Origin of the sequence: Herminiimonas sp. CN, from assembly GCF_000622895.1 — a bacterium.
GTDB lineage: Bacteria > Pseudomonadota > Gammaproteobacteria > Burkholderiales > Burkholderiaceae_D > AVCC01.
This window is the reverse complement of record NZ_AVCC01000015.1, coordinates 18819-44147: the sequence shown is the minus strand read 5'-3', so window position 1 is coordinate 44147 and position 25329 is coordinate 18819. Positions and strand designations below refer to the sequence as shown.

The following is a 25329-nucleotide window of genomic DNA, read 5'->3' as shown; positions in this document are numbered from 1 at the left end:
TCAAAATGGCTAACGAGGATGAGTCGTCCAGGGTAAGGGGAAAGGCCGGAAATAACGCTGATCAGTCAGGCTGGAACATCGGGAACCAGCTGCATTCGCAGCAGGGTGATGTGATCTTTCAATTGCAGCTTGCGCTTCTTCAGACGCCGCAGCTGCAGCTCATCCGGACGAGCGCTGAGAATAAACGCATCGATTACCGCATCGAGGTCGCGGTGCTCGACTTCCAGTTCAATGATGCGATGCTGGATCAGTTCCGGATTTGGTGTAGTCATGTAGTGGCATTCAACAAAAAATTTGTCAAATTCATCTGGCACTCCTGATTGCAGGTCCGGCCTGAAATACAGTAGTATTAACGCCCGTTTAGTCACAACATCGTGCGAATTGAGCGGGACTGTTGCACTGCAATGCAAGCAGTTTTTGTCTTGCTGCCGCACCCCGGCGGACTTTTCAGACTAACAGTTTAATCTACCCGGACGCATGAGCCAATACAAGTTAGAAGCAGGCAGCGGACAACACATCGGCGACCGCCAGGAACAGCAGGACCGTGTCGCCCTGTTTGTCGCTCCCAGAGCCCCCGGCACCATGATGGCAGTGCTGGCCGACGGCATGGGCGGACGCACTGGCGGCGCGCTGGCGGCGGAGCAAATCATCAACTCCGCACAACAGCTATTCAACGAATTCTCGCCCGGACTGGAAACGGTTGAAACCCTGCTGAGCCGAATCGTGCACGAAGCCCACAGCATCATCAAACTGAGCAGTTTTTCGTCCGAAAAAGAGCCGCACAGCACCCTAGTGGCGCTGGTCATCAGCCCAGGGCAAGCTACCTGGGCCCATGTCGGCGATTCGCGCCTGTATTTTTTTGAAGGGCCGAACTGCAGCCACTGCACGGTAGACCACTCGTATGTGGAAAAGCTGGTGGCAGAAGGCAAGTTGAGCCGGCAGGAAGCAATAAATCATCCGCTTTCCAACGTGCTGACCAATGCGTTGGGCTCACACCAAAGCGAACCCACCATCACCTTCGGGCAGTGCGACAAGCTGCAGCCAGATACTGCTTTCCTGCTGTGCAGCGATGGCTTGTGGCAGCATTTTTCCGCACTCGAAATGGGCGCGGCAATCGCCATGAATTCGCCTCGCAGCGCAGCCGAAATGCTGATCCGCAAAGCCCGCGAGCGGGCCAACGGCAGCGGCGACAACTGCAGCATGGCAATCGTTAAGCTGGTTCGTCCGTCAAGATAATTCGGAAGCGCTCCGGCACGCCATCAGGGTTTCGATGCTGGCGTTGCCAATGCCGGTTCCGGCGATGGCGGTGCTTTCCGGTTGCGGTCTTTTTCGGCTTTCCTGGCGGCCAGGTCGCGCTGATGCGCTTGTGCCTCCCTGATCTTCCGGTCATAGGCGGCAACATTGTCCGCGCGTTTCTGCGCATCGGCCGCAACTCCCGCCTGCAGTCGCTGCTGCCGGGTCCGGCTACTGGCTGTGCGCTGTCCGGCATCCTGCGCGTGAAGTTGCTCATTTTGTACCCGCTGCTGCTCTTTTTCCGTATTGCGTGCCTGTTTTTGCGCGATTTCCTGCGCTTTTTTCTGTGCATTCTGCTCGATTCCGGGAGCTTCTGCCGCCCTTTCCATTTGCCTGTCTGCCAACGCCTTATCTCTGTCGACGACCCGCATGCGGCGCATTAGCGTATCGGCTTCGATCCGTATCCGGCGCACCGGTTCCAGCGCGGCACGACGACGTTCTTTGGCCTTGTCCCGACAGGCATTGACAAAAAACGCTTTGCCGCAGGCCTGTTCTTCTTGTGCATATGCCTGCTCGATGCGCGCATCTTCGCTGGCCGCTTGCTGTTGTGCACTCGCAGCCGCTTCGACGGTTGCAATCGAACCGGCCGGATAACGTTCAGACAACGTTGAGCTGGCGTCCTGTGCCACCACACCGCTGACAAACAGAGTCAGCAGCCCGCCCGCCAGCCAGCGCCACAGAAGGCGGCCTGCGAGCGACGTCGGCATGCGATTCAGGTTCAAGGCCATGGTTTTACGTCAATCCTGCCACGGTTTCCCGCCGCTCGGACTGCATGTACTCGCGTGATTGCATCTCGATGATGCGCGAAACGGTACGATGGAATTCATGGGCCAGCATTCCCTCCGTATACAGTTGCTCCGGTTCGACCTCGGCCGACATGATCAGTTTGATCTTGTTGTCATAAAATACGTCGATCAGCCAGGTAAAGCGCCGCGCCTGCGACGACATCGAGGCGGAGAGATGCGGAATGCCGGACAGGATGACGGTATGAAAACGGCTGGCAATTTCCAGATAGTCGTTTTGCGAACGCGGCCCGCCGCACAGGGTCGCAAAATCGAACCAGACCACGCCGCCGGCGCGACGCAAAGCCCGGATCTCGCGCGCCTCGATATGAATGCGCGGGTCTTCGTCGGCGATATCGGCGACGCCGGCATAGGCATCACGCAGCGCGCGGTCGGCCGCAGCGCCCAGCGGCGTATGGTAAGACGCCACCTGCTCCAGCGCGCGCTTGCGGTAATCGAGGCCGGTGTCGACATTCATCACGTCGAGGTTATTCTTGAGCAAGGCGATGGTCGGCAGCATCCGGTCGCGATGCAAGCCATCCGGATACAGCGTATCGGGCGCATAGTTGGAGGTCATGACGAACGAGACGCCATGCTCGAACAGAGCCCGCATCAGGTTATACAAAATCATGGCATCGGCGATATCGGATACATGAAACTCGTCGAAGCAGATCAGCCGATATTTTTTGGCGATGCGGCGCGCCACTTCGTCCAGCGGATTGGCCACGTTCTTGAATTCATCGAGCTGGCGATGGACGTCGCGCATGAACTCATGAAAGTGCATCCGAGTCTTGCGCACCACCGGCACCACCGAATAGAAGCTATCCATCAGGAACGATTTGCCGCGCCCGACGCCGCCCCACATGTACAGTCCGCGCGGCACCGCAGGCCGGTTTATCAGGCGCTTGAACTTGCTGGATCGTCGCGACTTGAACGCAATCCATTCGTCAAAACTTTGTTGCAAGCGCTTTACCGCACGCAACTGAGCTTCGTCCGATTTGAAGCCGCGCTCGGATAGCGCGTGCTCATAATACTGCTGGACATTCATTCGCATTCGTTTCTACTTCCATACGAGCGCCTTCGGTTCAGGCGTTCTGCGGCTTGACAAAGCGGCCATCGGTCAGCCGGCCCGAACCCGCCACTGCAGTTCCGATATGACGAAAAAGCTGGCGATAATATTTGAACCGTACGACAATTTTTTGTCAGAGAACATACTGCAATATGTATTTTTTACAAAGGTAATATATGCATGTGAAAATGCCAGTATTTTTACTTATACTCCAATAGCATAGCTTCCAACCAGGACATAGCGGTCGGATGGCACGCGGCGGATATCACAAGCAGCGCCACCACAGGCTATCAGGCTCTCAATCACCGGGCGGCCTCCGGCACGCTCGCCCGGTTCAAAAATGTACCGTCATCCAAGCGCGCGACAGGCAACCGCCATATCGGATGACGCAGTTCAGAAATTGAGCGTGCGCTTGTCGACTGCCAGCGCCGCTTCCTTGGTCGCTTCCGACAGGGAAGGATGGGCATGGCAGATGCGGGCGATATCTTCGGCAGAAGCACGGAATTCCATCGCCACCACCGCCTCGGCAATCAATTCAGAAGCCATCGGACCAATGATGTGCACACCCAGAATTTCGTCGGACTTGGCGTCGGCCAGGAACTTGACCATGCCTGAAGTATCTCCCAGCGCGCGGGCGCGGCCATTGGCCATGAACGGGAAAGTGCCCGCTTTATAAGCGATGCCTTCGGCCTTCAATTGCTGCTCGGTCTTGCCGACCCAGGCGATCTCGGGCGAGGTGTAAATCACCCATGGAATCGTATTGAAGTTGACATGGCCATGCTGGCCGGCAATGCGCTCTGCAACCGCAACGCCCTCTTCTTCCGCCTTGTGCGCCAGCATCGGTCCGCGCACCACGTCGCCGACCGCCCATACGTTCGGTAAATTGGTCTTGCAGTCGGCATCGACCGCAACAAAGCCGCGCCCGTCGAGCTGCAAGCCGACAGCTGCGGCGTTCAGACCATTGGTGTTCGGCACCCGCCCGATCGAGACGATCAGCTTGTCGAACACGGCCTTCTGCTCCTTGCCCTGATCATCCGTGTAGGCAACCGACACATCCTTCTTGCCAACGGTGATGGCGCCGATTTTTACGCCCAGATGGATATTCAAGCCCTGCTTGACAAACAGCTTGTGCGCTTCCTTGGCGATCTGCTGATCGACCGCGCCAAGGAAGGTTGGCAATGCTTCCAGCACCGTCACCTCGGCACCCAGGCGACGCCAGACGCTACCCATTTCCAACCCGATCACGCCGGCACCGATGACGCCGAGCTTTTTTGGCGTGGCATCGATTGCCAATGCGCCAGTATTCGACAGAATTTGTTTTTCATCGAAATCCGCACCCGGCAATGCACGCGCATTCGATCCGGTCGCGATGATGACGTGCTTGGCGATCAGCGTTTCCTCACTGGCGCCGGCAACCTTGAGCGTAGTGCCGCTGGCGTCATTTTTGACAAACGAACCATGGCCGTGAAAAAACGCAACCTTGTTCTTTTTCAGCAAGTAAAGGATGCCATCGTTATTCTGTTTGACAACGCCATCCTTGCGCGCCAGCATCTGGCCGACATTGAAACTCAAGCCCTTGACTTCAATCCCGTGCTCGGCAAAACCGTGCCCCGCATGCTCGAAATGCTCGGACGACTGCAGCAGCGCTTTCGAAGGAATGCAACCGACATTGGTACAGGTTCCTCCTGGTGCCGGACCACCCTTGGCATTTTTCCAATCATCAATGCATGCCACCGCAAAACCCAGCTGCGCAGCACGAATCGCTGCAATATAGCCGCCAGGACCACCGCCAATAACAACGACATCAAAATTTTTCGACATAATCAAATCCATTTAATGCAAAAAGACACAAGCAAACAAAGAATATCCTTGCAGGCGTTGTGTCTTTTCGACAATTGAAATTACAGATCCAGCAACAGGCGTGCAGGGTCTTCCAGCGCATCCTTCATCGCAACCAGGCCCAATACCGCTTCGCGGCCATCGATGATGCGGTGATCGTAAGACATCGCAAGGTAGTTCATCGGACGGATCACGATCTGGCCGTTTTCGACCACCGCGCGATCCTTGGTCGCATGCACGCCCAGAATCGCCGATTGCGGCGGATTGATGATCGGCGTCGACAGCATCGAGCCGAAAGTGCCGCCATTCGAAATCGAGAAGGTACCACCGGTCAGATCGTCCAGCGTCAATTTGCCGTCCTTGGCCTTCTGGCCGAATTCGCCGATTTTTTTCTCGATCTCGGCAATCGACATCTGATCGGCGTTGCGCAGAATCGGCACCACCAGGCCGCGCGGCGAACCGACTGCGATACCGATATCGAAGTAACCGTGATAGAGAATATCGTTGCCATCGACTGAGGCATTGATGATCGGGTATTTTTTCAGCGCAGCAACGGCAGCCTTGACAAAGAACGACATGAAACCGAGCTTGACGCCGTGTTCTTTCTCGAACTTGTCCTTGTACTTGGTGCGCAAATCCATCACCGGCTGCATGTTAACTTCATTGAACGTAGTCAGAATCGCATTGGTCGACTGCGATTGCAGCAAGCGCTCGGCGATGCGAGCCCGCAGGCGGCTCATCGGAACCCGCTCTTCAGCGCGGTCGCCCAGGTTCTGTGCAGTCGGTGCAGTGACCTGCTGCAACGCCGGCTTGGCTGTGACCACCGCCAGCGGCGCAACGCTCGGAGCTGCCGCAGGTTTGGCTTCCAGCGCATTGATTACATCGCCTTTGGTTACGCGACCATCTTTGCCGCTGCCGGCGACTTGCGCGGTAGTCAGGTTATTGTCGGCCAGCATCTTCGCTGCAGCCGGCATCGCAATGCCGGCTGCTGATGCGGACACCGGCGTCGCTGCTTGTGCCACATTTGAGGCTGCTGCGGCTACCGGCGCAGCAGGCGCTTCGGTAGCGCCCGCGCTGGCTACGGCATCGGTATCGATGATCGCGATGATTTCGCCGGCGACAACCGTACTGCCATCGCCCTTGATGATTTGCGTGATCACGCCGGCTGCCGGCGCCGGCAATTCGAGGACTACTTTGTCGGTTTCGACGTCAATCAGATTTTCATCGCGACCGACTGTTTCGCCAATTTTTTTATGCCATTGCAACAGGGTCGCTTCTGCGACGGATTCCGATAATTGCGGAACTTTAACTTCAAAAATTGCCATGTGACTCTCCGTGTCTGATGGTTCAAGCGACGCGGCGGCTTCCACCGCGTCCCCTTGTCTTTATTTAGTTAGAACAAAACCTTTGAGTTTCGAAAAAGCGGTATCCAGCAATGCTTTTTGCTGTGCATAGTGCTTGTCGTAGTAGCCAACTGCCGGCGATGCGCTGGCAGGGCGGCCAGCGTAGGCAAGCTTCTGCCCATCTTCAAGATTTTCAAAGATATTGTGCTGAATCTGGAACCACGGCCCCTGATTTTGCGGCTCATCCTGTGCCCATACCAATTCATTGAAGTTCGGAAATTTCTTCAATTCAGTGGCAAATGCCTTGTGCGGGAAGGGATAAAGTTGCTCCACACGGATGATGGCTACATCAGTCTGTCCGCGTTCTTTGCGGGAATTGACCAAGTCGTAATACACCTTGCCGGAACAGGCAATGATGCGCTTGACCTTTTTCGCATCAATCGCATCATCCGTTTCGCCAATCACAGTCTGGAAATGGCCTTTGGCCAGATCGGATAATGGCGAACCGGCATCCTTGTTACGCAGCAAGGATTTCGGCGTCATGATAATCAAAGGCTTGCGGAACAGGCGGATCATCTGGCGGCGCAACAAATGGAAAATCTGCGCCGCTGTGGTGGGTTGCACCACTTGCATGTTGTTGTCAGCGCACAATTGCAGGTAACGTTCAATGCGGGCGGACGAATGTTCCGGGCCCTGCCCTTCATAACCATGCGGCAACATCATGACCAAACCGCAGGCACGTCCCCATTTCACTTCGCCGGAACTGATGAATTGATCAATTACGACTTGTGCGCCATTGGCGAAGTCACCGAACTGCGCTTCCCAGATGGTGAGCGTATTTGGTTCGGAACTTGAATAGCCGTATTCAAATGCCAGCACCGCTTCCTCGGAAAGAACCGAATCAATCACCGTAAACGGTGCCTGGGTATCCGACACGTTTTGCAGGGGAATGTAGCTGCCGGCATCCCAACGTTCACGATTCTGGTCATGCAGCACCGCATGGCGATGAACGAAGGTGCCGCGCCCCGCATCCTGACCGGTCAAACGCACCGCATAGCCGGATGACACCAGGGATGCGTAAGCAAGGTGCTCGCCCATGCCCCAATCCAGATTGGCTTCGCCGCGACCCATCGCGGCGCGGTCGTTCAGTACTTTCTCGACCAGGGAGTGGGCCTTGAATCCTTCCGGAATAACCGTGATCCGTCCAGCGATGCGCTTCAATTCGGCCAGTGGCACCGCAGTATCAGCGGCATCGGTCCATTTTCGATTCAGGAACGGCAACCAGTCAACTGCGTACTTGCTCTTGAAATTGGAAATAACCGGATCGACCGTAAGGCGGCCAGCATCCATGGCGTCGCGAAATGCCGCAACCATGGCATCGCCGCCGTCAGCCGGCAATACGCCCTGCGCAATCAGTTTATCGGCATATAGTTTGCGCGTACCGGGATGCTGGCCAATTTTCTTATACATCAGCGGTTGCGTCAGCGCCGGCGTATCTTGCTCGTTGTGGCCTAGCTTGCGGTAGCAGATGATATCGACGACCACGTCTTTTTTGAACTCAAGACGATAATCAAGAGCGATCTGCGTTGCCAGTACCACCGCTTCCGGATCATCTCCGTTGACATGCAGCACCGGCGCCTCAATCATCTTGACGACATCCGAGCAGTACAACGTGGAACGCGTATCGCGCGGGTCCGAAGTAGTGAAACCGATCTGATTATTGATCACGATATGCACGGTGCCGCCAGTACCATAGCCGCGGGTTTGCGCCAGATTCAGGGTTTCCATTACAACACCTTGCCCTGCAAACGCTGCGTCGCCATGGACCAGAATAGGCAGAACCTGCGCTCCATCCTTGTCGCCGCGGCGTTCCATGCGCGCCTTGACCGAGCCCTCGACCACCGGATTCACGATCTCCAGGTGAGAAGGATTGAACGACAGCGAAAGATGGACCGGGCCGCCCGGGGTCGTAATATCGGACGAGAAGCCTTGGTGGTACTTGACGTCGCCGGACGGCAAGTCGTCGCCGTGCTTACCTTCAAATTCAGCAAACAGGTCTGCCGGCATTTTGCCCAGCGTATTCACCAAGACGTTCAGACGCCCGCGATGCGCCATGCCAATGACAATTTCCTGCACGCCACGTTCGCCGGCGCGTTGGATCGTTTCATCGATGGATGCGATGAAGCTCTCGCCGCCTTCCAGTGAAAACCGTTTTTGGCCGACATATTTGGTGTGCAGGTAACGCTCAAGACCTTCGGCCGCTGTCAGGCGATCCAGAATATGTTGTTTCTTTTCGGCAGTGAAATTCGGGGTGGAACGGATCGATTCCAGTTTTTGCTGTATCCAACGCTTCTCGGAAGGATCGCTGATGTACATGAACTCGGCGCCGATGGAACGGCAATAAGTATCGCGCAGGGAATTGATCAGGTCGCGTAAGGACGCGGTTTCAACACCAAAATAGGTATTGCTGATATTGAATACGATATCCAGATCGGCATCCGAAAATCCGTAAAAATTCGGGTCAAGCTCTGGAATTCCCGGCCGCTCTTGCCGCTGCAACGGATCGAGGTTGGCCCATCGCGAGCCCAAGTAGCGATAAGCAGCGGTCAATTGCACTACTGCCACGCGCTTGCGCCCCATATCGGCATCGCCTGAGGCACTTACCGTCCGGATTGGTCCCTGTTTTGCACGCTCGGCAAATGAAGCAATGACTGAAGCGTGAGCCACATCCGGCTTATTCGATCCATCAACTGCAGGAACATGCTGCAAAGCGTCGAAATAAGCGCGCCAATTGTCGGGCACCGAACCGGGGTTATTGAGATACGCCTCGTATAATTCTTCTATATACGGGGCATTGCCTCCAGACAGATAGGAGTTGGCACTGAACTGCTGCATCATATATTGCTCACCTTTCTTCGCGTTTCGCGAGATTAGCGGGTTAATCTAACCTTCCGCGACACGGCCTGACCGGTTAGCGGATTGCACATCAAGTTGTGGGGAAGGGCTACGTTACATGGTATTGCACTAAATCTTTAACGCGTGTCATTATACCCGAACACGACAACAAAAAAGCGAGCCAATCAGGCTCGCTTTTCTCAGCTTAACCGCGACTGCTCATCGGCGGCACATCTCGCCGTGTTGCGCCGACAAACAACTGACGCGGACGACCAATCTTCTGTTCTGGGTCGGAAATCATTTCTTTCCATTGCGCAATCCATCCGACGGTGCGGGCAAGAGCAAAAATCCCCGTGAACAAGGAAACCGGAATGCCTAATGCGCGCTGCACGATGCCAGAGTAAAAATCGACGTTCGGATAAAGTTTACGGGAGACAAAATATTCATCTTCCAGCGCAATTTTCTCCAGCGCCATCGCCAGCTTGAACAAACGATCGTTTTGCAGTCCCAATGCTTCCAGAACTTCATAGCAGGTTTCACGCATCAATTTTGCACGCGGATCGTAATTTTTGTATACGCGGTGGCCGAAACCCATTAATTTCACGCCGGAATTCTTGTCTTTGACCTGCTTGATAAACTCGCCGATGTTATCAACGCTGCCGATTTCCTCCAGCATGCTCAGTGCCGCTTCATTGGCACCGCCATGTGCCGGGCCCCACAGGCATGCAATACCGGCTGCAATACACGCGAATGGATTGGCACCGGACGAGCCAGCCAGACGCACTGTTGAAGTGGAAGCGTTCTGCTCATGATCCGCATGCAGAATCAGAATACGATCCAGCGCACGTACCAGCACCTCATTGACTTTATAGTCAGCACAAGGCGTAGCGAACATCATGTTCATGAAATTCGCACTATACGACAAATCGTTGCGCGGATAAACAAACGGCTGCCCGACGCTATATTTGTAGGCCATTGCAACTAAAGTTGGCAATTTTGCGATCAAACGAATTGCAGAGACTTCACGATGGTGCGGATCATTGATATCCAGCGAATCATGATAAAACGACGACAGCGCGCCAACCGTACCAACCAGCACTGACATCGGGTGTGCATCCCGCCGAAAACCGCGGAAGAAGAATTGCATCTGCTCGTGAACCATCGTATGGTTGGTTACCAGCGATACAAATTGTTCTTTCTCTGCGGCATTAGGCAGCTCATCATTGAGCAGCAGATAGCATGTTTCCAGGAAATCGCAATTCACAGCCAACTGCTCGATAGGATAACCGCGATACAGCAGTTCGCCCTTGTCGCCATCGATATAGGTAATGGAGGAATTGCATGCTGCCGTAGACATGAAACCAGGATCGTAAGTAAACTTCCCGGTCGATGCATATAATTTGCGAATATCAATTACATCGGGACCGATGGTTCCTGAGTAAATTGGCATTTCCAGTGATGGAGTTCCATCAGAAAACGATAGTGTGGCTTTACTTGTTACAGTGGTAGTCATAGCTCTTCCTTCAATATGAGAGGTGAGTCGTTAGTCAGAAACCGAAACGACGCGTCAATCAAGCGTTGCGTATCTTCTTCAGCAGCGCATGGACTGCAGGCAAATCCAGGTCGCCAGATGGTTCATTGCGACCCATTATCATGTTCATCAAAGCATTATCCGAAAGATCCAGCAATCGGGTAAACGCATCGACCTCATCGTCCGTCAAAGTCGCCTCTTGCGCATCAAGAAAACGGGTCAAAATCAAATCATTTTCCAGCAAACCGCGCCGGGATCGCCACCGTAATCGGGCACGTTTTGCCGGATCGGCCTGATGAGTGATGGACATAAAAATACCATTTAGCTTGTTGCATCGAAATCGTAGATGATTTCAATGGAATAACACATGAATTGCGTGAAAGTGACCAGCACTTCCACCCTTGTGGTTACCTATTCCTACATATTACCTACACACCACGTCGAACTAGCATTTCCTTGATCTTGCCGATTGCCTTGTTTGGATTGAGTCCTTTTGGACAGACATCCACGCAGTTCATGATCGAATGACAACGAAACAGACGATACGGATCTTCCAGATTATCGAGACGCTCGGCTGTAGCATGGTCACGAGAATCGGCAATGAAGCGATACGCTTGGAGCAAGCCGGCAGGACCTACAAATTTATCCGGATTCCACCAGAATGAAGGACATGAGGTCGAGCAGCAAGCGCACAAAATGCACTCGTACAGGCCGTCTAACTCTTCACGCTCGACCGGTGATTGCAGGCGCTCTTTTTCCGGCGGAATGGTATTATTGATCAGAAACGGCTTGATCGAATCGTATTGCTTGAAAAATTGTGTCATGTCGACGATCAAATCGCGAATGACGGGCAAACCCGGCAATGGACGCAAAACAATAGGCTGCGTCAATTCATTCAAGTTGGTGGTACAAGCCAAGCCATTTTTACCATTGATGTTCATCGCATCGGAACCGCATACACCTTCGCGACAGGAACGGCGCAACGCAAGCGAATCGTCCACATCGGCTTTAATGCGAACCAGTGCGTCCAGCAACATCTTATCGGTGTCCTGCAACTCAACCGTCAAGTCCTGCATGTAAGGTTTAGCATCCTTATCCGGGTCGTAGCGATAAATCTGAAATTTGAGAGTGCGTGCCATATTCTTACCTTGTTAGAAAGTGCGGGCTTTAGGCGCAAAGGTTTCGACCGTCAGCGGCTTGGTGATTACCGGTTTGTAATCAAGGCGATTGCCTTCCGAGAACCACAGAGTGTGTTTCATCCAGTTCACATCGTCGCGCTGCTCGAAATCGCGGTGCGCGTGCGCACCGCGTGATTCCTTACGCGCAACGGCGGAAGTAATCGTGGCCTTGGCGGTTTCGATCAGGTTATCCAGCTCAAGCGCCTCGACGCGTGCGGTGTTGAAAACCTTGGACTTATCCTTGAACGATACATGTTTGCGGCGCTCGTCGAGTTCCATGATTTTCTTGTAGCCACCTTGCAACAATTCATCAGTGCGGAATACACCGCAGTAATGCTGCATAGCTGACCGAATATCATTAGCCACATCCTGCACACGCTCGGAACCAGTGCTGGATTCCAGCCGGGACAAACGAGACAGTGCCTGCTCGGTCGCATCAGCTGGCAACGGCTTATGGCTGTTCTCTTTCAAATTGCTTTGCACCAGATGGTTACCTGCAGCACGGCCGAATACAACCAGGTCGAGCAAGGAATTGGTGCCAAGCCGGTTGGCGCCATGCACCGATACGCATGCGCATTCACCGATCGCGTACATGCCGTTGACCACCGCATTCGGATTACCATCTTTGGGCGCGACCACCTGACCATGGATATTTACCGGAATTCCGCCCATTTGATAATGCGCGGTAGGCACTACTGGAATCGGCTCTTTGGTCGCATCTACGTTAGCGAACTTATGGCCGATTTCAAGAATGGACGGCAGGCGTTTCATGATGGTATCGGCACCGATGTGGCGCAGATCCAGGTGCACATAATCCTTGTTCGGGCCGCAACCGCGCCCTTCCTTGATTTCCTGGTCCATTGAACGCGAAACGAAATCACGTGGCGCCAAATCCTTGTACTGAGGAGCATAACGCTCCATGAAACGTTCGCCCTGACTGTTGATCAGGATACCGCCCTCGCCGCGCACACCTTCGGTAATCAGCACACCTGCACCGGCAACGCCGGTTGGATGGTACTGCCAGAATTCCATATCTTCCAAAGGCAAACCGGCGCGCGCCGCCATTCCGAGGCCATCTCCCGTGTTGATATAAGCATTGGTTGACGAGGCCCAGATTCGACCTGCACCACCGGTTGCAAAAACCGTTGTCTTGGCTTCCAACAGCATTACATCGCCGGTTTCCATCTCCAGCGCCACCACGCCCAGCACATCACCGTCGGCATCGCGGATCAAATCGATCGCCATCCACTCGACGAAGAAATGCGTTTTGGCGCGCACATTGCGCTGGTACAGCGTATGCAACAAAGCATGACCGGTACGATCGGCCGCGGCGCATGCGCGCTGCACTGCTTTTTCACCGAAATTGGCTGTATGACCGCCGAACGGACGCTGATAAATTGTGCCGTCAGGGTTACGGTCAAAGGGCATGCCGAAATGTTCAAGTTCATAAACAACTTTTGGCGCTTCGCGGCACATGAATTCGATTGCATCCTGATCGCCCAGGTAATCGCCGCCTTTAACTGTGTCGAACATGTGCCAGTACCAACTATCCTCAGCCATATTGCCGAGCGACGCACCGATCCCGCCTTGTGCAGCAACCGTGTGCGAACGGGTAGGAAACACTTTGGATAACACTGCCACGTTCAGACCGGCCTCAGCCATTTGCAGCGAAGCACGCATGCCGGAGCCGCCAGCACCAATGATAACCGCATCAAAGCGACGAACAGGGATTGCAGATTTAATTGCTGCCACGATTACACTCTCCAGAGAATCTGTGCCGTCCAGGCGGCACAACCAATCAGCCACAGGAGCGTGGCAACTTGTAATGCGATCCGAACCGAAACCGGCTTGACGTAATCCATCCAAATGTTACGCACGCCAACCCAGGCGTGATAAAAAAGCGAAAGGAAGGTTACGAAAGTAGCAAGCTTGAATCCCTGTTTGGCAAACAGCCCCGCCCAGCCTTCGTAACTGAAATTACTGGCGGTCAAAAAGCACACCAGCAACAAGATGGTGTATATCGCCATCACAATCGCAGTGACGCGCTGCGCCAGCCAGTCCTTCCAGCCATAATGCGCCCCGACGACCAAGCGCCTTGGTCCGATATTATTATTTGCCATTTAAAACACCCCAAACAGTTTCAATGCAACCAGCGCAGCCAGGAACAGGCTGACCACCAGGACACTTGCAGCGGATTTGCGCGCCGAAGCCTTGTCCAACCCTACATGGGTATCCATGATCAGATGCCGGATGCCGGCACAGAAGTGATGCAAGTAAGCCCATGACAAAACGAGAATGATCAACTTCACAAACCAGCCGGAAGTGAATCCTTTAAAGTAATCAAAAGAAATTTCGGAAGTGAGGCTACTATCAAGCAAGTACAAAATGAACGGCAGCAGTAAAAAAATCAAGGCCCCGCTAATACGATGCAAAATAGACACCAATGCAGCCAAAGGCATGCGGTATCGCGCGATGTCCGTCACATGAATATTCCGGAACTCCGGTCGCTCCTTCTTTACAACCCCATTTATGGCTTCTGACATAAGGTGCCCTCTCCTAGCTTGACTAAAAATAATGTTGCAATTTTCGCTTATTTTCCACAGTGATCAAATATAAATTTGTGCACCGCAAATAAAACAGCGAACCCATTCGTCAGGCACAATGCAAGGCTATCCTGCGACACACATGCACCTGGTTTAGCGTTAAACCAAGACTAACTCAAATCATTTTGATAATGATGCCGACTGGTCGAATATAATGCGCGCCGCACTTCAACCGGCTTATCGCCATAAGTAAAAGAGACCCGCTCCACACTGAGCAATGGCGTATTGACAGAAATTCCAAGTAATTCAGCCACATCCTCAGCAGCAGCAACAGCACGAATTTTTTCTGTGGCACGTATCATCCTGGCGCCAAATTCAGTCTCGAAGAGCCCGTACATTGGCCCTTTGTATTCAATTAACCGTTCTGCAGTCAGTCCTTTGAAAATCAAACCGGGCAGCCAGAGCTCTTCGATAATGGCTGGGACTCCATCGAAAGACTGGATACGCTTGATGAATATGACTGAATCACCGGATTTCATTTCCAGCAGACGCGCCACTTCGGCCGGAGCCCGCAATCTTTTGACTTCAATGATTTGATTGTCTGCCGAATGCGGCTCCCCTTCGTCCGGCATCAAGCGCAAAAAGCGATATTGGGCCCGCGCCTCATGGTGCGACGCAACGAAGGTACCCTTTCCCTGACGGCGCATTACCAGATTCTCGGCTGCCAGTTCATCAATTGCCTTACGCACGGTACCCTGACTCACCTTGAAACGATTGGCAAGCTCCATTTCGCTCGGAATCAGCTCCCCCGGCTTCCACTCCCCGCTCTGCAAGCTTTGCGTAATAAGCGATTTTATTTGCTGATAGAGGGGGCTAAACGTCGGTGGGGCGCTGGAAAGAGGCGTTCCTGCCCCTGCGCCAGGGGTGGCATTGCTACTCGAATTGGATAAGGCAGGATTCATAACCCATGATTTCACCATAAATTGCCCAGTGCCGTCCAGCAAAATAATATGTCTTATATAAGACATAAGATATCCATTGACACACAAGAACTGCCCCCCTAAACTTCGCGAGGGATCGTTCTTGTATCCGATGCATGCCGGAGCCACAATGCCGATTATCATACGTCTGAATCCCAAAAGTCCAGTTCGTTGCATCTCTTTACCGACAGACCCAAATGCTTTTCAGCGTTATCATTGCAGACCTCGAACATGAATGCCCGTTTCTTTCATATCGTTTTCCCCCAACCATTACTGGAGATTCAACATGGCTAAAGCCCCCATGCGTGTTGCCGTAACCGGCGCCGCCGGCCAAATCGGTTATTCCCTGCTATTTCGCATTGCCAATGGCGACATGCTGGGCAAAGACCAACCGGTTATTTTGCAATTGCTCGAAATTCCTGACGAAAAAGCACAAAAAGCGCTCAAGGGCGTGATGATGGAAATCGACGATTGCGCATTCCCGCTGCTGGTTGGCATGACTGCCCACGCAGACCCGATGACCGCATTCAAGGACATCGATGTTGCCTTGCTGGTCGGCGCTCGTCCTCGCGGCCCTGGCATGGAGCGCAAGGATTTGCTGGAAGCCAATGCACAGATTTTCACGGTACAAGGCAAAGCGCTCGATGCAGTTGCCTCCCGCAACGTAAAAGTTTTGGTAGTAGGCAATCCTGCCAACACCAATGCCTATATCGCGATGAAATCCGCGCCAGGCCTGCCGGCGAAGAACTTCACCGCCATGCTGCGCCTCGATCACAACCGCGCCTTATCGCAAATCGCAGCCAAAACCGGCAAGCCCGTGACTGCGATTGAAAAACTGTTCGTCTGGGGCAATCACTCCCCAACCATGTATGCAGATTATCGCTACGCCACCATCGAGGGCAAGTCGGTCAAAGACATGATCAACGACCAGGTATGGAACAAGGATGTATTCCTGCCTACCGTCGGCAAGCGCGGCGCCGCCATTATCGAAGCGCGCGGCTTGTCGTCTGCAGCATCGGCTGCCAATGCTGCGATCGATCACGTGCATGACTGGGTTCTGGGCACCAATGGCAAATGGACGACGATGGGCATTCCATCCGACGGTTCCTACGACATTCCGGAAGGCACGATCTTCGGCTTTCCTGTCACGACTGAAAACGGCGAATACAAGATCGTTCAAGGCTTGGAAGTCGATGCGTTCTCGCGCGAACGCATCAACGTTACGCTCAACGAATTGCTCGAAGAGCGCAATGGCGTAAAACACCTGGTAGGTTAACACCTCCCAGTGGACGGGCAAGTGATCCGGTTGCAAAAAGCAGCCAGCATCGCTTGCCCGACACTCCCCTTATAACACCCAGGTATACCAGGGCATGCATCCCTCCGAAGCCTTGTTTCAAGGCAAACACCAACCGGTTTCAATTCCGGTGTGCGATCACTATGCCGGCTCCGAAAAACTGATGCGCAAGTCGGTCGCGCTACAGCAGCAACTCGGCCCGGTTTTTGACATCACGCTCGATGCGGAAGACGGTGCTGCCACCGGCAACGAAGCATCCCACGCACGACTGATCGCATCGATCATCAATAGCGCAGATAACCGTTTCGACAGGATCGGCGCCCGCATTCACGACTGCCGCCATCCATTCTTCGAACAGGACATCGCCCTGCTCTGCCAAGACGCAGCCCGGCGACTGGCCTATCTGGTCGTGCCCAAGATCCATGACGCAGCGGATGCCTGCCACGCGATCGCGCTTATCAACCGCCATGCACAGCAAGCCGGTCGCGCCGCGCTGCCGGTCCATGTTCTGATTGAAACCCACGGCGCACTAGCCGATGTCCAGGCGATTGCGGCGTTGCCGCAGGTGGAGTGCCTGTCGTTCGGCATCATGGATTTTGTCTCCGAGCATCATGGCGCTATTCCGGGCCATGCGATGCGCTCGCCCGGCCAGTTCACGCATGGACTGATAGCACGCGCCAAGCTCGAAATTGCCGCTGCCTGCCATGCGCACGGCAAGGTACCGTCGCACAATGTCACTACCGAAATCAGAGATATGGCGATTGTCGCCAACGATGCGCACCGGGCTGCGACAGAATTCGGTTATAGCAGGATGTGGAGCATTCATCCGGACCAAATCAAACCCATTTTGCACGCGATGTCACCGCTCAATACTGAAATCGATCAGGCCGCACTCATCATCACCGCCGCCAGAAACGCGCAGTGGGGGCCGATCCAGCATAATGGCGTCTTACATGACAGGGCGAGCTACCGTTACTATTGGACGATCTTGAAGCGCGCCAAATCAAGCGGCATGACAATACCGGAATGGGCTAACGCCCTGCTGCAGGACGAATGCACGCCCCACCCGACAACACAATTGCATAAATAACCACCGACCAAGGAGACACACCCCATGAAAATGACCTATCCCCGCATTTTTCTAACGCTTGCCTGCTTGGTTTTCGTGGCGCCGCAGGTACTGGCCGTCACAACTGCGCCTGCGAAATCAGGCAAAGCCAGCGCGAAACATGCCAAAGCCGCAAAAGCCCCCACCATCACTCCTGCAGCGACGGATGAAGACGATCTGGAGCCGGATACCAAGAACGCGCTTTCGACTGAATACAATTGCGAACTCGGCAACAAGCTGACCGTATACCAGAACGCGGACGACGATAAACACATCGCCCTGGCGTGGAAAAAACGCATTCATCGCCTCCAGCGCATAGAGACGACTACCGGCGCGAACCGCTTTGAAAACCGCAAATATGGCTTGCTCTGGATTGGCATACCGGCAAAGAGCATCCTGCTGGATACCAAGAAAGGGCAGCAACTCGCCAACGAATGCAAGAATGCTGCACAAATGACTGCGGAATTAGCCGCGCATTGATCGCATACCGCATCTAGCTGTGCAGTATCCGCATTAAACAGTCACGTTTACCGTCAGTTCAATCGCACTTCAGGGAGATGCCATGGTCAACAACACCTTCAACACGCTCAAGGATTTCAGGATTTCGGAAGCAAAAAAAGGCAAGTTCCATTCGCTCCCCGCGCTGGAGAAGAAACTCGGCGTCAACATTGGGCGGCTGCCAATTTCGATCCGCATCGTGCTGGAATCGGTATTGCGCAATTGCGACGGCAGGAAAGTCACCGAAGAACACGTGCGCCAGCTCGCCAACTGGCAGCCGAATGCAGACCGCACCGATGAAATTCCCTTCGTCGTGTCCCGCGTCGTGCTGCAGGACTTCACCGGTGTGCCGCTGCTGGCCGATCTGGCTGCGATGCGCAACGTCGCCACCAGGATGGGCATGAATCCGAAGCATATCGAACCCCTGGTGCCGGTCGATCTGGTGGTTGACCACTCGGTTCAGATCGATTTTTTCCGCGAAAAAAACGCGCTTGACCTGAACATGAAAATGGAATTTTCGCGCAATAACGAGCGCTACCAGTTCATGAAATGGGGCATGCAGGCATTCGACACCTTCGGCGTGGTGCCGCCCGGCTTCGGCATCGTGCATCAGGTCAATCTGGAATACCTGGCGCGCGGCGTGCACAAGCTGACCGACGCCAAAAAAGGCGACATCTACTACCCCGACACCCTGGTCGGCACCGACTCTCACACCACCATGATCAATGGCATCGGCGTGGTCGGCTGGGGTGTCGGCGGCATCGAGGCGGAAGCCGGCATGCTGGGCCAGCCGGTGTATTTCCTCACGCCCGACGTGGTCGGCGTGAACCTGACCGGACAACTGCGCGAAGGCCTCACCGCCACTGACCTGGTGCTGACCATTACCGAAATGCTGCGCAGGGAAAAAGTGGTCGGCAAGTTTGTCGAATTCTTCGGTGAAGGCACCGCCTCGCTGTCGCTGACCGACCGCGCCACGATTGCCAACATGGCGCCGGAATACGGCGCCACCATGGGCTTTTTCCCGGTCGACGAAGCAACCATCGACTACTTCAAGGGCACCGGCCGCAGCAAGGCGGAGGTCAACGCATTTGAAGCCTACTTCAAGGCGCAACAACTGTTCGGCATCCCAAAGTCGGGGGACGTCGATTACACCAGTGTGGTGGCGCTCGACCTCGGTTCCATTGCGCCTTCGCTGGCGGGCCCGAAACGCCCCCAGGACCGGATCGAGATCGGCAATGTCAAAGCCAATTTCGCCGAACTCTTTGCCAAACCGGCGGCGGAAGACGGCTTCAACAAGAAACCGGAAGATCTCGATGCGGTCTACCAGACTTCCGACGGCGTCCGGGTCAAAAATGGCGACGTGCTGATTGCCGCCATCACCTCCTGCACCAACACGTCCAACCCGAGCGTGATGCTGGCCGCCGGCCTGCTGGCCAAGAAGGCGGTCGAAGCCGGCCTCAAGGTTGCGCCCCACATCAAGACCTCGCTGGCGCCGGGCTCGCGGGTCGTCACCGAATACCTGAAAGCCGCCGGCCTGCTGCCCTACCTGGAAAAACTCGGCTTCGGCGTCACTGCCTACGGCTGCACCACCTGCATCGGCAATGCTGGCGACCTGACGCCGGCCATCAACGAAACGATTGCCAAGCACGATATCGTGGCCTCCGCCGTGCTTTCGGGCAACCGCAACTTTGAGGCGCGCATCCATCCGAACATCCGCTCCAATTTCCTGGCTTCGCCGCCGCTGGTGGTGGCCTATGCGATTGCCGGCAGCATGACGCGCGACCTGATGACGGAACCGGTGGGCCAAGGCAAGGGTAAGGGTGGCAAAACCAGGGATATCTTCCTGGGCGACATCTGGCCCACCAGCAAGGAAATCGGCAAGCTGATGAAATTTGCGCTGAACGCCAAAACCTTCAAGGAAAACTACGCCGACGTCAAAGGCGATCCCGGAAAATTGTGGAAAAAAGTCACCAGCGTGTCCGGTCAGGTCTACAACTGGCCCAAATCGACGTATATCGCCGAACCGCCGTTCTTCGACAACTTCACGATGCAGCCGCAGGCCGCCGCCACCGGCATCCAGGGCGCCCGCGCCTTGGGCGTGTTCGGCGACTCGATCACCACCGACCATATTTCGCCGGCCGGCTCGATCAAGGAATCCAGCCCGGCCGGCCAGTGGTTGATCGCGCACGGGGTCCAGAAGGCCGATTTCAATTCCTACGGCTCGCGCCGCGGCAATCACGAAATCATGATGCGCGGCACCTTCGCCAACGTGCGGATCAAGAACCAGATGATCCCGCTGGCAGCGGACGGTTCCAGCATCGAGGGCGGCATCACGATCCATCAACCGTCGGGCGAGCAGATGTCGATCTACGACGCCGCTATGCGTTACGTTGCTGACGGCGTGCCGACCATGGTGTTCGGCGGCGAAGAATACGGCACCGGCTCCTCGCGCGACTGGGCTGCCAAAGGCACCCAGTTGCTCGGCGTGAAGGCAGTGATTGCCCGCTCGTTCGAGCGCATCCATCGCTCCAACCTGGTCGGCATGGGCGTACTACCGCTGCAATTCTTGGGTGAAGATAGTGCCCTGACGCTGGGCATCCGCGGTGACGAAACCTTCGATCTGAAAGGCATCGAAGGCGACATCAAGCCGCAACAGGAAGCCACCATCGTGATCCATCGCAGCAACGGCCACAGCCAGGAAGTGAAGGTGCTGCTGCGCATCGACACTCCGATTGAGGTCGATTACTACAAGCATGGCGGCATCTTGCCGTTTGTGTTGCGCCAATTGCTGGCGGCCTGAACGGGAGCGGATGCGCTAACCTGGACTGACGCTGGAACCCTCCCAAAACGCCGGTCCGCCCGGCGTTTTATCTTGCGCGGCCGGATTGTCAGAGAAAAATATACTGAGTGCCGTATTTCACAAAATCCACTGAAATCATGCGGAAACTGCATGGTTTATCGGCACTACCCAAACTTTTTTTTCGACAACAGCGAAAAGAATCGAGATTCGCCAGCAACAAATGCAGCTTTCGCGAACGTAATTGCATGAAGGCACCTCTAATCCACTACAATACATGCCTTCCGTTTCACTACCTCAAAATTTCACATGCGTCGTCCGTCAAAAAGCTCCCCTCCTAAACTATCCGCAGACAGCCAGCGACTGATTGGCTTCAGCCATGCCATTGCGCAGGCCGCCAGCCGCCTGGAAGAACGCGCCTGGGAGCGCAGCCTGGACGCATTGGCCCAAAAACTATTAAAAAATAACCATCAAGACACCATCGACGCCGCGCTCGACCATGTCTTCAAGGCCGACCTCGATGCCTACGATTCGCTGGTCGAAGCGATCGAGGCTACCAGCGAATCCTGCCTGATAGAACAGGACGGCAGCCAGTTCGATGCGCTGCTGATTGCTGCGCCGATTCTGGCGTGGACCCGCTTTACGATTCCGTCAGGGCCGATCGCGGAAGACATGCGCCTGACGCTGGCGGCGCAACTCGGCGCACACCTGCTGGCCGATGGCGCGCATCTGGCCGTCGCACCGGCGCTGTTTTCGATCGACCAGTTGCCGCACACCCACGCCGACACTTTCGCGCTGACCCGCCGCATGGCGCAAGCTGCGCTGAAAAACAGCGTCGCGCAGTTCCCCGCCAAGGCGGCGGAAACGGTGCCTTTCCTGGCCGACACCCGCTACCTGCTGGCGACCGTCGTGGTACCGGCAGGCACGCCAATGTTCCGCTGGCAAATGCCGCAAAACCAACCGAACGTGATCACCGATCAGCAGCAGGCACTGGCGCAATGGCAAGCGCAGGCCGGACCCAGCATCGTCCGCCTGTTGCCGGGTTGCGGCATTGAACTGCTGCTGCCGGAAGCGTATTACATCGCCTGCCGCGAAGCCGACAAGCAAATCCGCCCGGCAGCGATTCGCGCCGCCCTGCACTACCTGACCCATACGCTCAACGTGGCGGCGCCGGAACTGCGCGCCATCATCGGCGGCTTCGGCGACGACAGCGGCGACGCCCAACTCAGCGAATACCGGATCGGTTTTGCCGTCGGCACCCAGCCGGAAATCGTCTACGGCATCGTCTGGCCGCTGTATGGCGAGGAAGACGACGGCGACCTGCCGCTGCCACCGGAACAAAAAAGACCGATCGAGATCATCACCACCTTGCTGCAGGAAGAAGGCGTCACCAGCATCAAACGCCACAACACGCGCTTCCCGATAGAATTCTGCGACGACTGCGGCGCTCCGCTATTCGCCGACGACGAAGGCGAACTGGTGCACCCCGAAATGCCGGAGGATACGCCGCAAGGCAGCGAGCATTTCCATTAAGAGCGCACTCGGCCATTACACATACAGCCTGCGGTATTTTTCAATACCGCAATAAAATAAAGCGGGAATGCCACGACTTAAAGGCATACTCCAGTTTTTTATTAAAACTGCAACTCCATGCGGCGGATCGACTGCAGCATCGGCTGCAGCACCGCCGCCCCCAAGCGCGCGCTGCGGGCACCGCTCCAACCCAGATCAGGGTCCGGCAGGTTGGCGTTATCCTTGAACGGCAACTCCAGCGTCAGCGACAGGCACTGGAAATGGTGGCCGACATATTTCGATGCCAGGGTCAGCATGTCGGCCTGATATTTACCGGGCAGATAGCCGACCTCATTCTGGAAGTCCGGGCTGGCCAGCCGGTAGACGTCGATGAACGCCTGCTGCCGCGCCAGCTGCCCGGCGTCAAACCCCTCCAGCATCTCGCTGCCGGCCACAAACACGTACGGCAGCGCCTCGTCGCCATGCACGTCGAGGAACAGGTCGCAACCGGTCGCATGGATCTTCTCGCGCACCGCCAGCACTTCCGGACTGCGCGCCATTGATGGCGCCATCCACTCCCGGTTCAGGTTCGCACCCGCCGCATTGGTGCGCAAATTGCCCAACACCGCACCGTCCGGATTCATGTTCGGCACCACGTACAGCACTGCATCGGCCAGCAGGCAGCGCGCCAGCGGGTTGGCCGGATCGAGCAGCGCATCAAGCATGCCCTCGACGAACCACTGCGCCATCGTCTCGCCCGGATGCTGGCGCGCGATCACCCAGATTTTCCGGGCAGCGGCAGGGTCGCCCACCACCACCAGATCCATCTCGCGCCCCTGCACCGTTTGCCCCAGCGACTCCAGTTGCACTAGCGGCTTCGATGCAATATTGCCCAGCAACGCCAAATGGCGCTCGCGCGAATACGGCTCGAAATAAGCGTAATACACCACATCGGCAGCCGGCGTGTGCGACACCGTCAGCACTTGCCCGTCAAACGCGGTCGGCACCCGGAACCAGTGCACCCGGTCCACGCTCGCCAGTGCCCGATAATCCTTCCAGCCGTCCGGAAAAGTCGCCTGCCCGGCGTTCAAAAAGCGCATCGTGCACGGCACGCCGCGCCCGCCCTGCAGCCGAAAATAAAACCACTGGCTGAAATCGGCGCTCGAATCCTTGCGCAAATTCAACGTAATATCCTGTGGATCATCGGCGCGCACCACCTCGATCGCACCGCCATCGAACTGCTGACTGATTGTTATCGACATAACGAATTTTCTGTCCGGAAACGCCGTTGCAGGCAAACTGCCCGCAGCGTCAGGACCAGCCTTTCGGCAAATGAAGAAGCTGCCATTGTGCGACCAGAAATCCATTTCGCATAGCCAGCCGCAGCAAATTTCACCCGCCGCCGATAGCAAAATCCCGGCAGCTTCGGTTATAATCGCAAGCTCGTCGGGGCGTAGCGCAGCCTGGTAGCGTACTTGCATGGGGTGCAAGGGGTCGAGTGTTCGAATCACTCCGTCCCGACCAATAGAATCAAAGGGTTAGCGAGAGCTAGCCCTTTTTCATTTCTGCCTGTGTCATTCAATGGGTACACCAATGGGTACACCAGCACTGAGCTGGCCTACTTCATTTCCACGCTAGTAAGCGCAAAAAAAAAAGGCGATATTATATTTGGCATACCCATCTGGGTTGGAGGTGTATGATGGTAGCCTCTAAAATCCTAAACTTATGGGATATGCTTAAAGAATATGCGGTTGTTACAAGCTGGCTAATTTCTGAACTTTCCCATCATGAACTAGACTTAGGGGGCAGTCTAGTTGAGGAGCAGTCCAGACTATTCGGCTCTGCTTTGACAGCAAAAAAACTCAAGATTGACCAAGGTGATGTAACCCGAATCAATACTTACCTTCCGCATGTTGAAAATTTTGCGGCGAATTTGAATCTAGAAACTGCTGCGTTGACCGCCAATCGAATTCGTTGTGCGCTTGAACGCGGCGACTATCTCAAGTGCCACCTTGTTGAAGACGTAAAGAACTTGCGTGCGAGACTGCACGACGAGCTAATTACTCGCAAGTTCATCTACATTGATTCTAAATTTGCCAAGTACTACCGGCAGCCAGATCTCTTTGGTCAGGAGGTAAATGACTGCTTCCCTGCTTCCATCGACGACATACAAGATGCCGGTACTGCATTAGCAACAGGCTTGGGAACATCCTGTGTCATGCACTTGATGCGCATAATTGAAGCGGCCTTAAAAGTTTTAGCTTCAGGACTGGGGATTCCTTATGCAATAAGCTGGGAAGCTTACTTAACAAAAATTGAAAAAAATATCTCAGCCAAACATACTACCAAAAGCCCGGAATGGAAGACTGTTGAGAAATTTTACCGGGATGTGAGCGGGGACTTGTTCACAATCAAACAGGCATGGCGAAACCCAACAATGCACATTGAGCGTAGTTACAGCACGGAGGAAGCCGAGCAAATATTTTTGGCCGTTAAGACGTTGATGCAACGAATGGCGCTTAACTTAAAGCCGAAAGAGCAACCAGTATTAACGCTGATCACGGGCGAGAATCGTTCTAGTGATAACTGACTATCTTTAATGCGAACGAAAATAATGTCACGACACATCATTCACTTCAACGGACCGATCAATCTCGTAACGTTTGA

21 protein-coding genes and 1 tRNA gene are annotated in these 25329 nt (G+C 55.0%); 8 read left to right on the top strand and 14 right to left on the bottom strand.

The genetic code is table 11. The features are described 5' to 3' along the window. Positions 1 to 65 precede the first annotated feature (65 nt). The gene (locus HMCN_RS0105460; protein ID WP_025916427.1) at positions 66 to 272 is read right to left on the bottom strand and encodes a YdcH family protein; all 207 of its coding nucleotides are present in this window, start codon (positions 270 to 272) and stop codon (positions 66 to 68) included. A 205-nt stretch (positions 273 to 477) separates the two neighbouring features. Between HMCN_RS0105460 and HMCN_RS0105455 the strand changes: the two genes are divergently transcribed. After that, positions 478 to 1236 carry a PP2C family serine/threonine-protein phosphatase gene (locus HMCN_RS0105455; protein ID WP_025916426.1) on the top strand — a complete coding sequence of 253 codons (759 nt, stop codon included), beginning with the start codon at positions 478 to 480 and terminating at the stop codon, positions 1234 to 1236. A 23-nt stretch (positions 1237 to 1259) separates the two neighbouring features. Here HMCN_RS0105455 and HMCN_RS0105450 read toward each other — a convergent pair whose 3' ends face one another. From HMCN_RS0105450 to HMCN_RS0105395, 12 genes are all read right to left on the bottom strand, one after another. Beyond that, a complete protein-coding gene (locus HMCN_RS0105450; RefSeq protein WP_155837417.1) occupies positions 1260 to 2000 on the bottom strand; it encodes a hypothetical protein in 741 nt (246 codons plus the stop codon). A 25-nt stretch (positions 2001 to 2025) separates the two neighbouring features. Next, positions 2026 to 3123 (bottom strand): cell division protein ZapE, encoded by a 1098-nt coding sequence (gene zapE / locus HMCN_RS0105445; protein WP_025916424.1) that lies wholly within the window; start codon positions 3121 to 3123, stop codon positions 2026 to 2028. A 414-nt stretch (positions 3124 to 3537) separates the two neighbouring features. Continuing rightward, positions 3538 to 4965, bottom strand: a complete 1428-nt coding sequence (gene lpdA, locus HMCN_RS0105440) for a dihydrolipoyl dehydrogenase (protein WP_025916423.1) — start codon at positions 4963 to 4965, stop codon at positions 3538 to 3540. An 80-nt stretch (positions 4966 to 5045) separates the two neighbouring features. Then, a complete protein-coding gene (gene odhB / locus HMCN_RS0105435; protein WP_025916422.1) occupies positions 5046 to 6308 on the bottom strand; it encodes a 2-oxoglutarate dehydrogenase complex dihydrolipoyllysine-residue succinyltransferase in 1263 nt (420 codons plus the stop codon). A gap of 60 nt (positions 6309 to 6368) precedes the next feature. Then, positions 6369 to 9224, bottom strand: coding sequence for a 2-oxoglutarate dehydrogenase E1 component (locus HMCN_RS0105430; RefSeq protein WP_025916421.1), 2856 nt, complete (start codon positions 9222 to 9224; stop codon positions 6369 to 6371). A gap of 202 nt (positions 9225 to 9426) precedes the next feature. Next, on the bottom strand, positions 9427 to 10734 hold the full coding sequence (gltA, locus tag HMCN_RS0105425) for a citrate synthase (RefSeq protein ID WP_025916420.1): 1308 nt from the start codon (positions 10732 to 10734) through the stop codon (positions 9427 to 9429). Positions 10735 to 10792: 58 nt separating this feature from the next. Then, positions 10793 to 11062 carry a succinate dehydrogenase assembly factor 2 gene (locus HMCN_RS0105420; protein WP_025916419.1) on the bottom strand — a complete coding sequence of 90 codons (270 nt, stop codon included), beginning with the start codon at positions 11060 to 11062 and terminating at the stop codon, positions 10793 to 10795. A 118-nt stretch (positions 11063 to 11180) separates the two neighbouring features. Then, positions 11181 to 11891 (bottom strand): succinate dehydrogenase iron-sulfur subunit, encoded by a 711-nt coding sequence (locus HMCN_RS0105415; RefSeq protein ID WP_025916418.1) that lies wholly within the window; start codon positions 11889 to 11891, stop codon positions 11181 to 11183. 12 nt (positions 11892 to 11903) lie between these two features. Then, the gene (sdhA, locus tag HMCN_RS0105410) at positions 11904 to 13682 is read right to left on the bottom strand and encodes a succinate dehydrogenase flavoprotein subunit (RefSeq protein WP_025916417.1); all 1779 of its coding nucleotides are present in this window, start codon (positions 13680 to 13682) and stop codon (positions 11904 to 11906) included. 2 nt (positions 13683 to 13684) lie between these two features. Further along, the gene (gene sdhD / locus HMCN_RS0105405) at positions 13685 to 14050 is read right to left on the bottom strand and encodes a succinate dehydrogenase, hydrophobic membrane anchor protein (RefSeq protein ID WP_025916416.1); all 366 of its coding nucleotides are present in this window, start codon (positions 14048 to 14050) and stop codon (positions 13685 to 13687) included. Continuing rightward, the gene (sdhC, locus tag HMCN_RS0105400) at positions 14051 to 14473 is read right to left on the bottom strand and encodes a succinate dehydrogenase, cytochrome b556 subunit (RefSeq protein WP_025916415.1); all 423 of its coding nucleotides are present in this window, start codon (positions 14471 to 14473) and stop codon (positions 14051 to 14053) included. 170 nt (positions 14474 to 14643) lie between these two features. Next, complete coding sequence (locus tag HMCN_RS0105395) at positions 14644 to 15435, bottom strand: GntR family transcriptional regulator (RefSeq protein WP_025916414.1); 792 nt, start codon at positions 15433 to 15435, stop codon at positions 14644 to 14646. 304 nt (positions 15436 to 15739) lie between these two features. On the opposite strand from HMCN_RS0105395, the gene HMCN_RS0105390 reads away from it, so the two are divergent. The 5 genes from HMCN_RS0105390 to HMCN_RS0105370 all read left to right on the top strand — a co-directional run bounded on the left by HMCN_RS0105390 (position 15740) and on the right by HMCN_RS0105370 (position 22683). Next, a complete protein-coding gene (locus tag HMCN_RS0105390; RefSeq protein WP_025916413.1) occupies positions 15740 to 16729 on the top strand; it encodes a malate dehydrogenase in 990 nt (329 codons plus the stop codon). 94 nt (positions 16730 to 16823) lie between these two features. Then, positions 16824 to 17837, top strand: coding sequence for a CoA ester lyase (locus HMCN_RS0105385; protein WP_025916412.1), 1014 nt, complete (start codon positions 16824 to 16826; stop codon positions 17835 to 17837). A 24-nt stretch (positions 17838 to 17861) separates the two neighbouring features. Continuing rightward, positions 17862 to 18335, top strand: coding sequence for a hypothetical protein (locus HMCN_RS17345; protein WP_193366394.1), 474 nt, complete (start codon positions 17862 to 17864; stop codon positions 18333 to 18335). Positions 18336 to 18417: 82 nt separating this feature from the next. Beyond that, complete coding sequence (gene acnA, locus HMCN_RS0105375; RefSeq protein ID WP_025916411.1) at positions 18418 to 21153, top strand: aconitate hydratase AcnA; 2736 nt, start codon at positions 18418 to 18420, stop codon at positions 21151 to 21153. Between the two features lie 306 nt (positions 21154 to 21459). Further along, positions 21460 to 22683: a DUF2863 family protein gene (locus HMCN_RS0105370; protein ID WP_025916410.1), complete on the top strand. Its 1224-nt coding sequence runs from the start codon at positions 21460 to 21462 to the stop codon at positions 22681 to 22683. A 101-nt stretch (positions 22684 to 22784) separates the two neighbouring features. On the opposite strand, the gene HMCN_RS0105365 is transcribed toward HMCN_RS0105370, so the two are convergent. Beyond that, entirely contained in the window at positions 22785 to 23924 is a 1140-nt protein-coding gene (locus HMCN_RS0105365) for a M14-type cytosolic carboxypeptidase (RefSeq protein WP_025916409.1), read from the bottom strand. A 185-nt stretch (positions 23925 to 24109) separates the two neighbouring features. On the opposite strand from HMCN_RS0105365, the gene HMCN_RS0105360 reads away from it, so the two are divergent. Both HMCN_RS0105360 and HMCN_RS18220 read left to right on the top strand, forming a co-directional pair. Further along, positions 24110 to 24186 (top strand) — tRNA-Pro (locus tag HMCN_RS0105360). A 172-nt stretch (positions 24187 to 24358) separates the two neighbouring features. Then, positions 24359 to 25252: a hypothetical protein gene (locus HMCN_RS18220; RefSeq protein WP_025916408.1), complete on the top strand. Its 894-nt coding sequence runs from the start codon at positions 24359 to 24361 to the stop codon at positions 25250 to 25252. Positions 25253 to 25329 lie beyond the last annotated feature (77 nt).

Coding starts and splice junctions, on each gene's coding strand:
- HMCN_RS0105460 (WP_025916427.1), bottom strand. CDS start 272: ATGACTACACCAAATCCGGAACTGATCCAGCATCGCATCATTGAACTG.
- HMCN_RS0105455 (WP_025916426.1), top strand. CDS start 478: ATGAGCCAATACAAGTTAGAAGCAGGCAGCGGACAACACATCGGCGAC.
- HMCN_RS0105450 (WP_155837417.1), bottom strand. CDS start 2,000: ATGCCGACGTCGCTCGCAGGCCGCCTTCTGTGGCGCTGGCTGGCGGGC.
- zapE (WP_025916424.1), bottom strand. CDS start 3,123: ATGAATGTCCAGCAGTATTATGAGCACGCGCTATCCGAGCGCGGCTTC.
- lpdA (WP_025916423.1), bottom strand. CDS start 4,965: ATGTCGAAAAATTTTGATGTCGTTGTTATTGGCGGTGGTCCTGGCGGC.
- odhB (WP_025916422.1), bottom strand. CDS start 6,308: ATGGCAATTTTTGAAGTTAAAGTTCCGCAATTATCGGAATCCGTCGCA.
- HMCN_RS0105430 (WP_025916421.1), bottom strand. CDS start 9,224: ATGATGCAGCAGTTCAGTGCCAACTCCTATCTGTCTGGAGGCAATGCC.
- gltA (WP_025916420.1), bottom strand. CDS start 10,734: ATGACTACCACTGTAACAAGTAAAGCCACACTATCGTTTTCTGATGGA.
- HMCN_RS0105420 (WP_025916419.1), bottom strand. CDS start 11,062: ATGTCCATCACTCATCAGGCCGATCCGGCAAAACGTGCCCGATTACGG.
- HMCN_RS0105415 (WP_025916418.1), bottom strand. CDS start 11,891: ATGGCACGCACTCTCAAATTTCAGATTTATCGCTACGACCCGGATAAG.
- sdhD (WP_025916416.1), bottom strand. CDS start 14,050: ATGGCAAATAATAATATCGGACCAAGGCGCTTGGTCGTCGGGGCGCAT.
- sdhC (WP_025916415.1), bottom strand. CDS start 14,473: ATGTCAGAAGCCATAAATGGGGTTGTAAAGAAGGAGCGACCGGAGTTC.
- HMCN_RS0105395 (WP_025916414.1), bottom strand. CDS start 15,435: ATGAATCCTGCCTTATCCAATTCGAGTAGCAATGCCACCCCTGGCGCA.
- HMCN_RS0105390 (WP_025916413.1), top strand. CDS start 15,740: ATGGCTAAAGCCCCCATGCGTGTTGCCGTAACCGGCGCCGCCGGCCAA.
- HMCN_RS0105385 (WP_025916412.1), top strand. CDS start 16,824: ATGCATCCCTCCGAAGCCTTGTTTCAAGGCAAACACCAACCGGTTTCA.
- HMCN_RS17345 (WP_193366394.1), top strand. CDS start 17,862: ATGAAAATGACCTATCCCCGCATTTTTCTAACGCTTGCCTGCTTGGTT.
- acnA (WP_025916411.1), top strand. CDS start 18,418: ATGGTCAACAACACCTTCAACACGCTCAAGGATTTCAGGATTTCGGAA.
- HMCN_RS0105370 (WP_025916410.1), top strand. CDS start 21,460: ATGCGTCGTCCGTCAAAAAGCTCCCCTCCTAAACTATCCGCAGACAGC.
- HMCN_RS0105365 (WP_025916409.1), bottom strand. CDS start 23,924: ATGTCGATAACAATCAGTCAGCAGTTCGATGGCGGTGCGATCGAGGTG.
- HMCN_RS18220 (WP_025916408.1), top strand. CDS start 24,359: ATGATGGTAGCCTCTAAAATCCTAAACTTATGGGATATGCTTAAAGAA.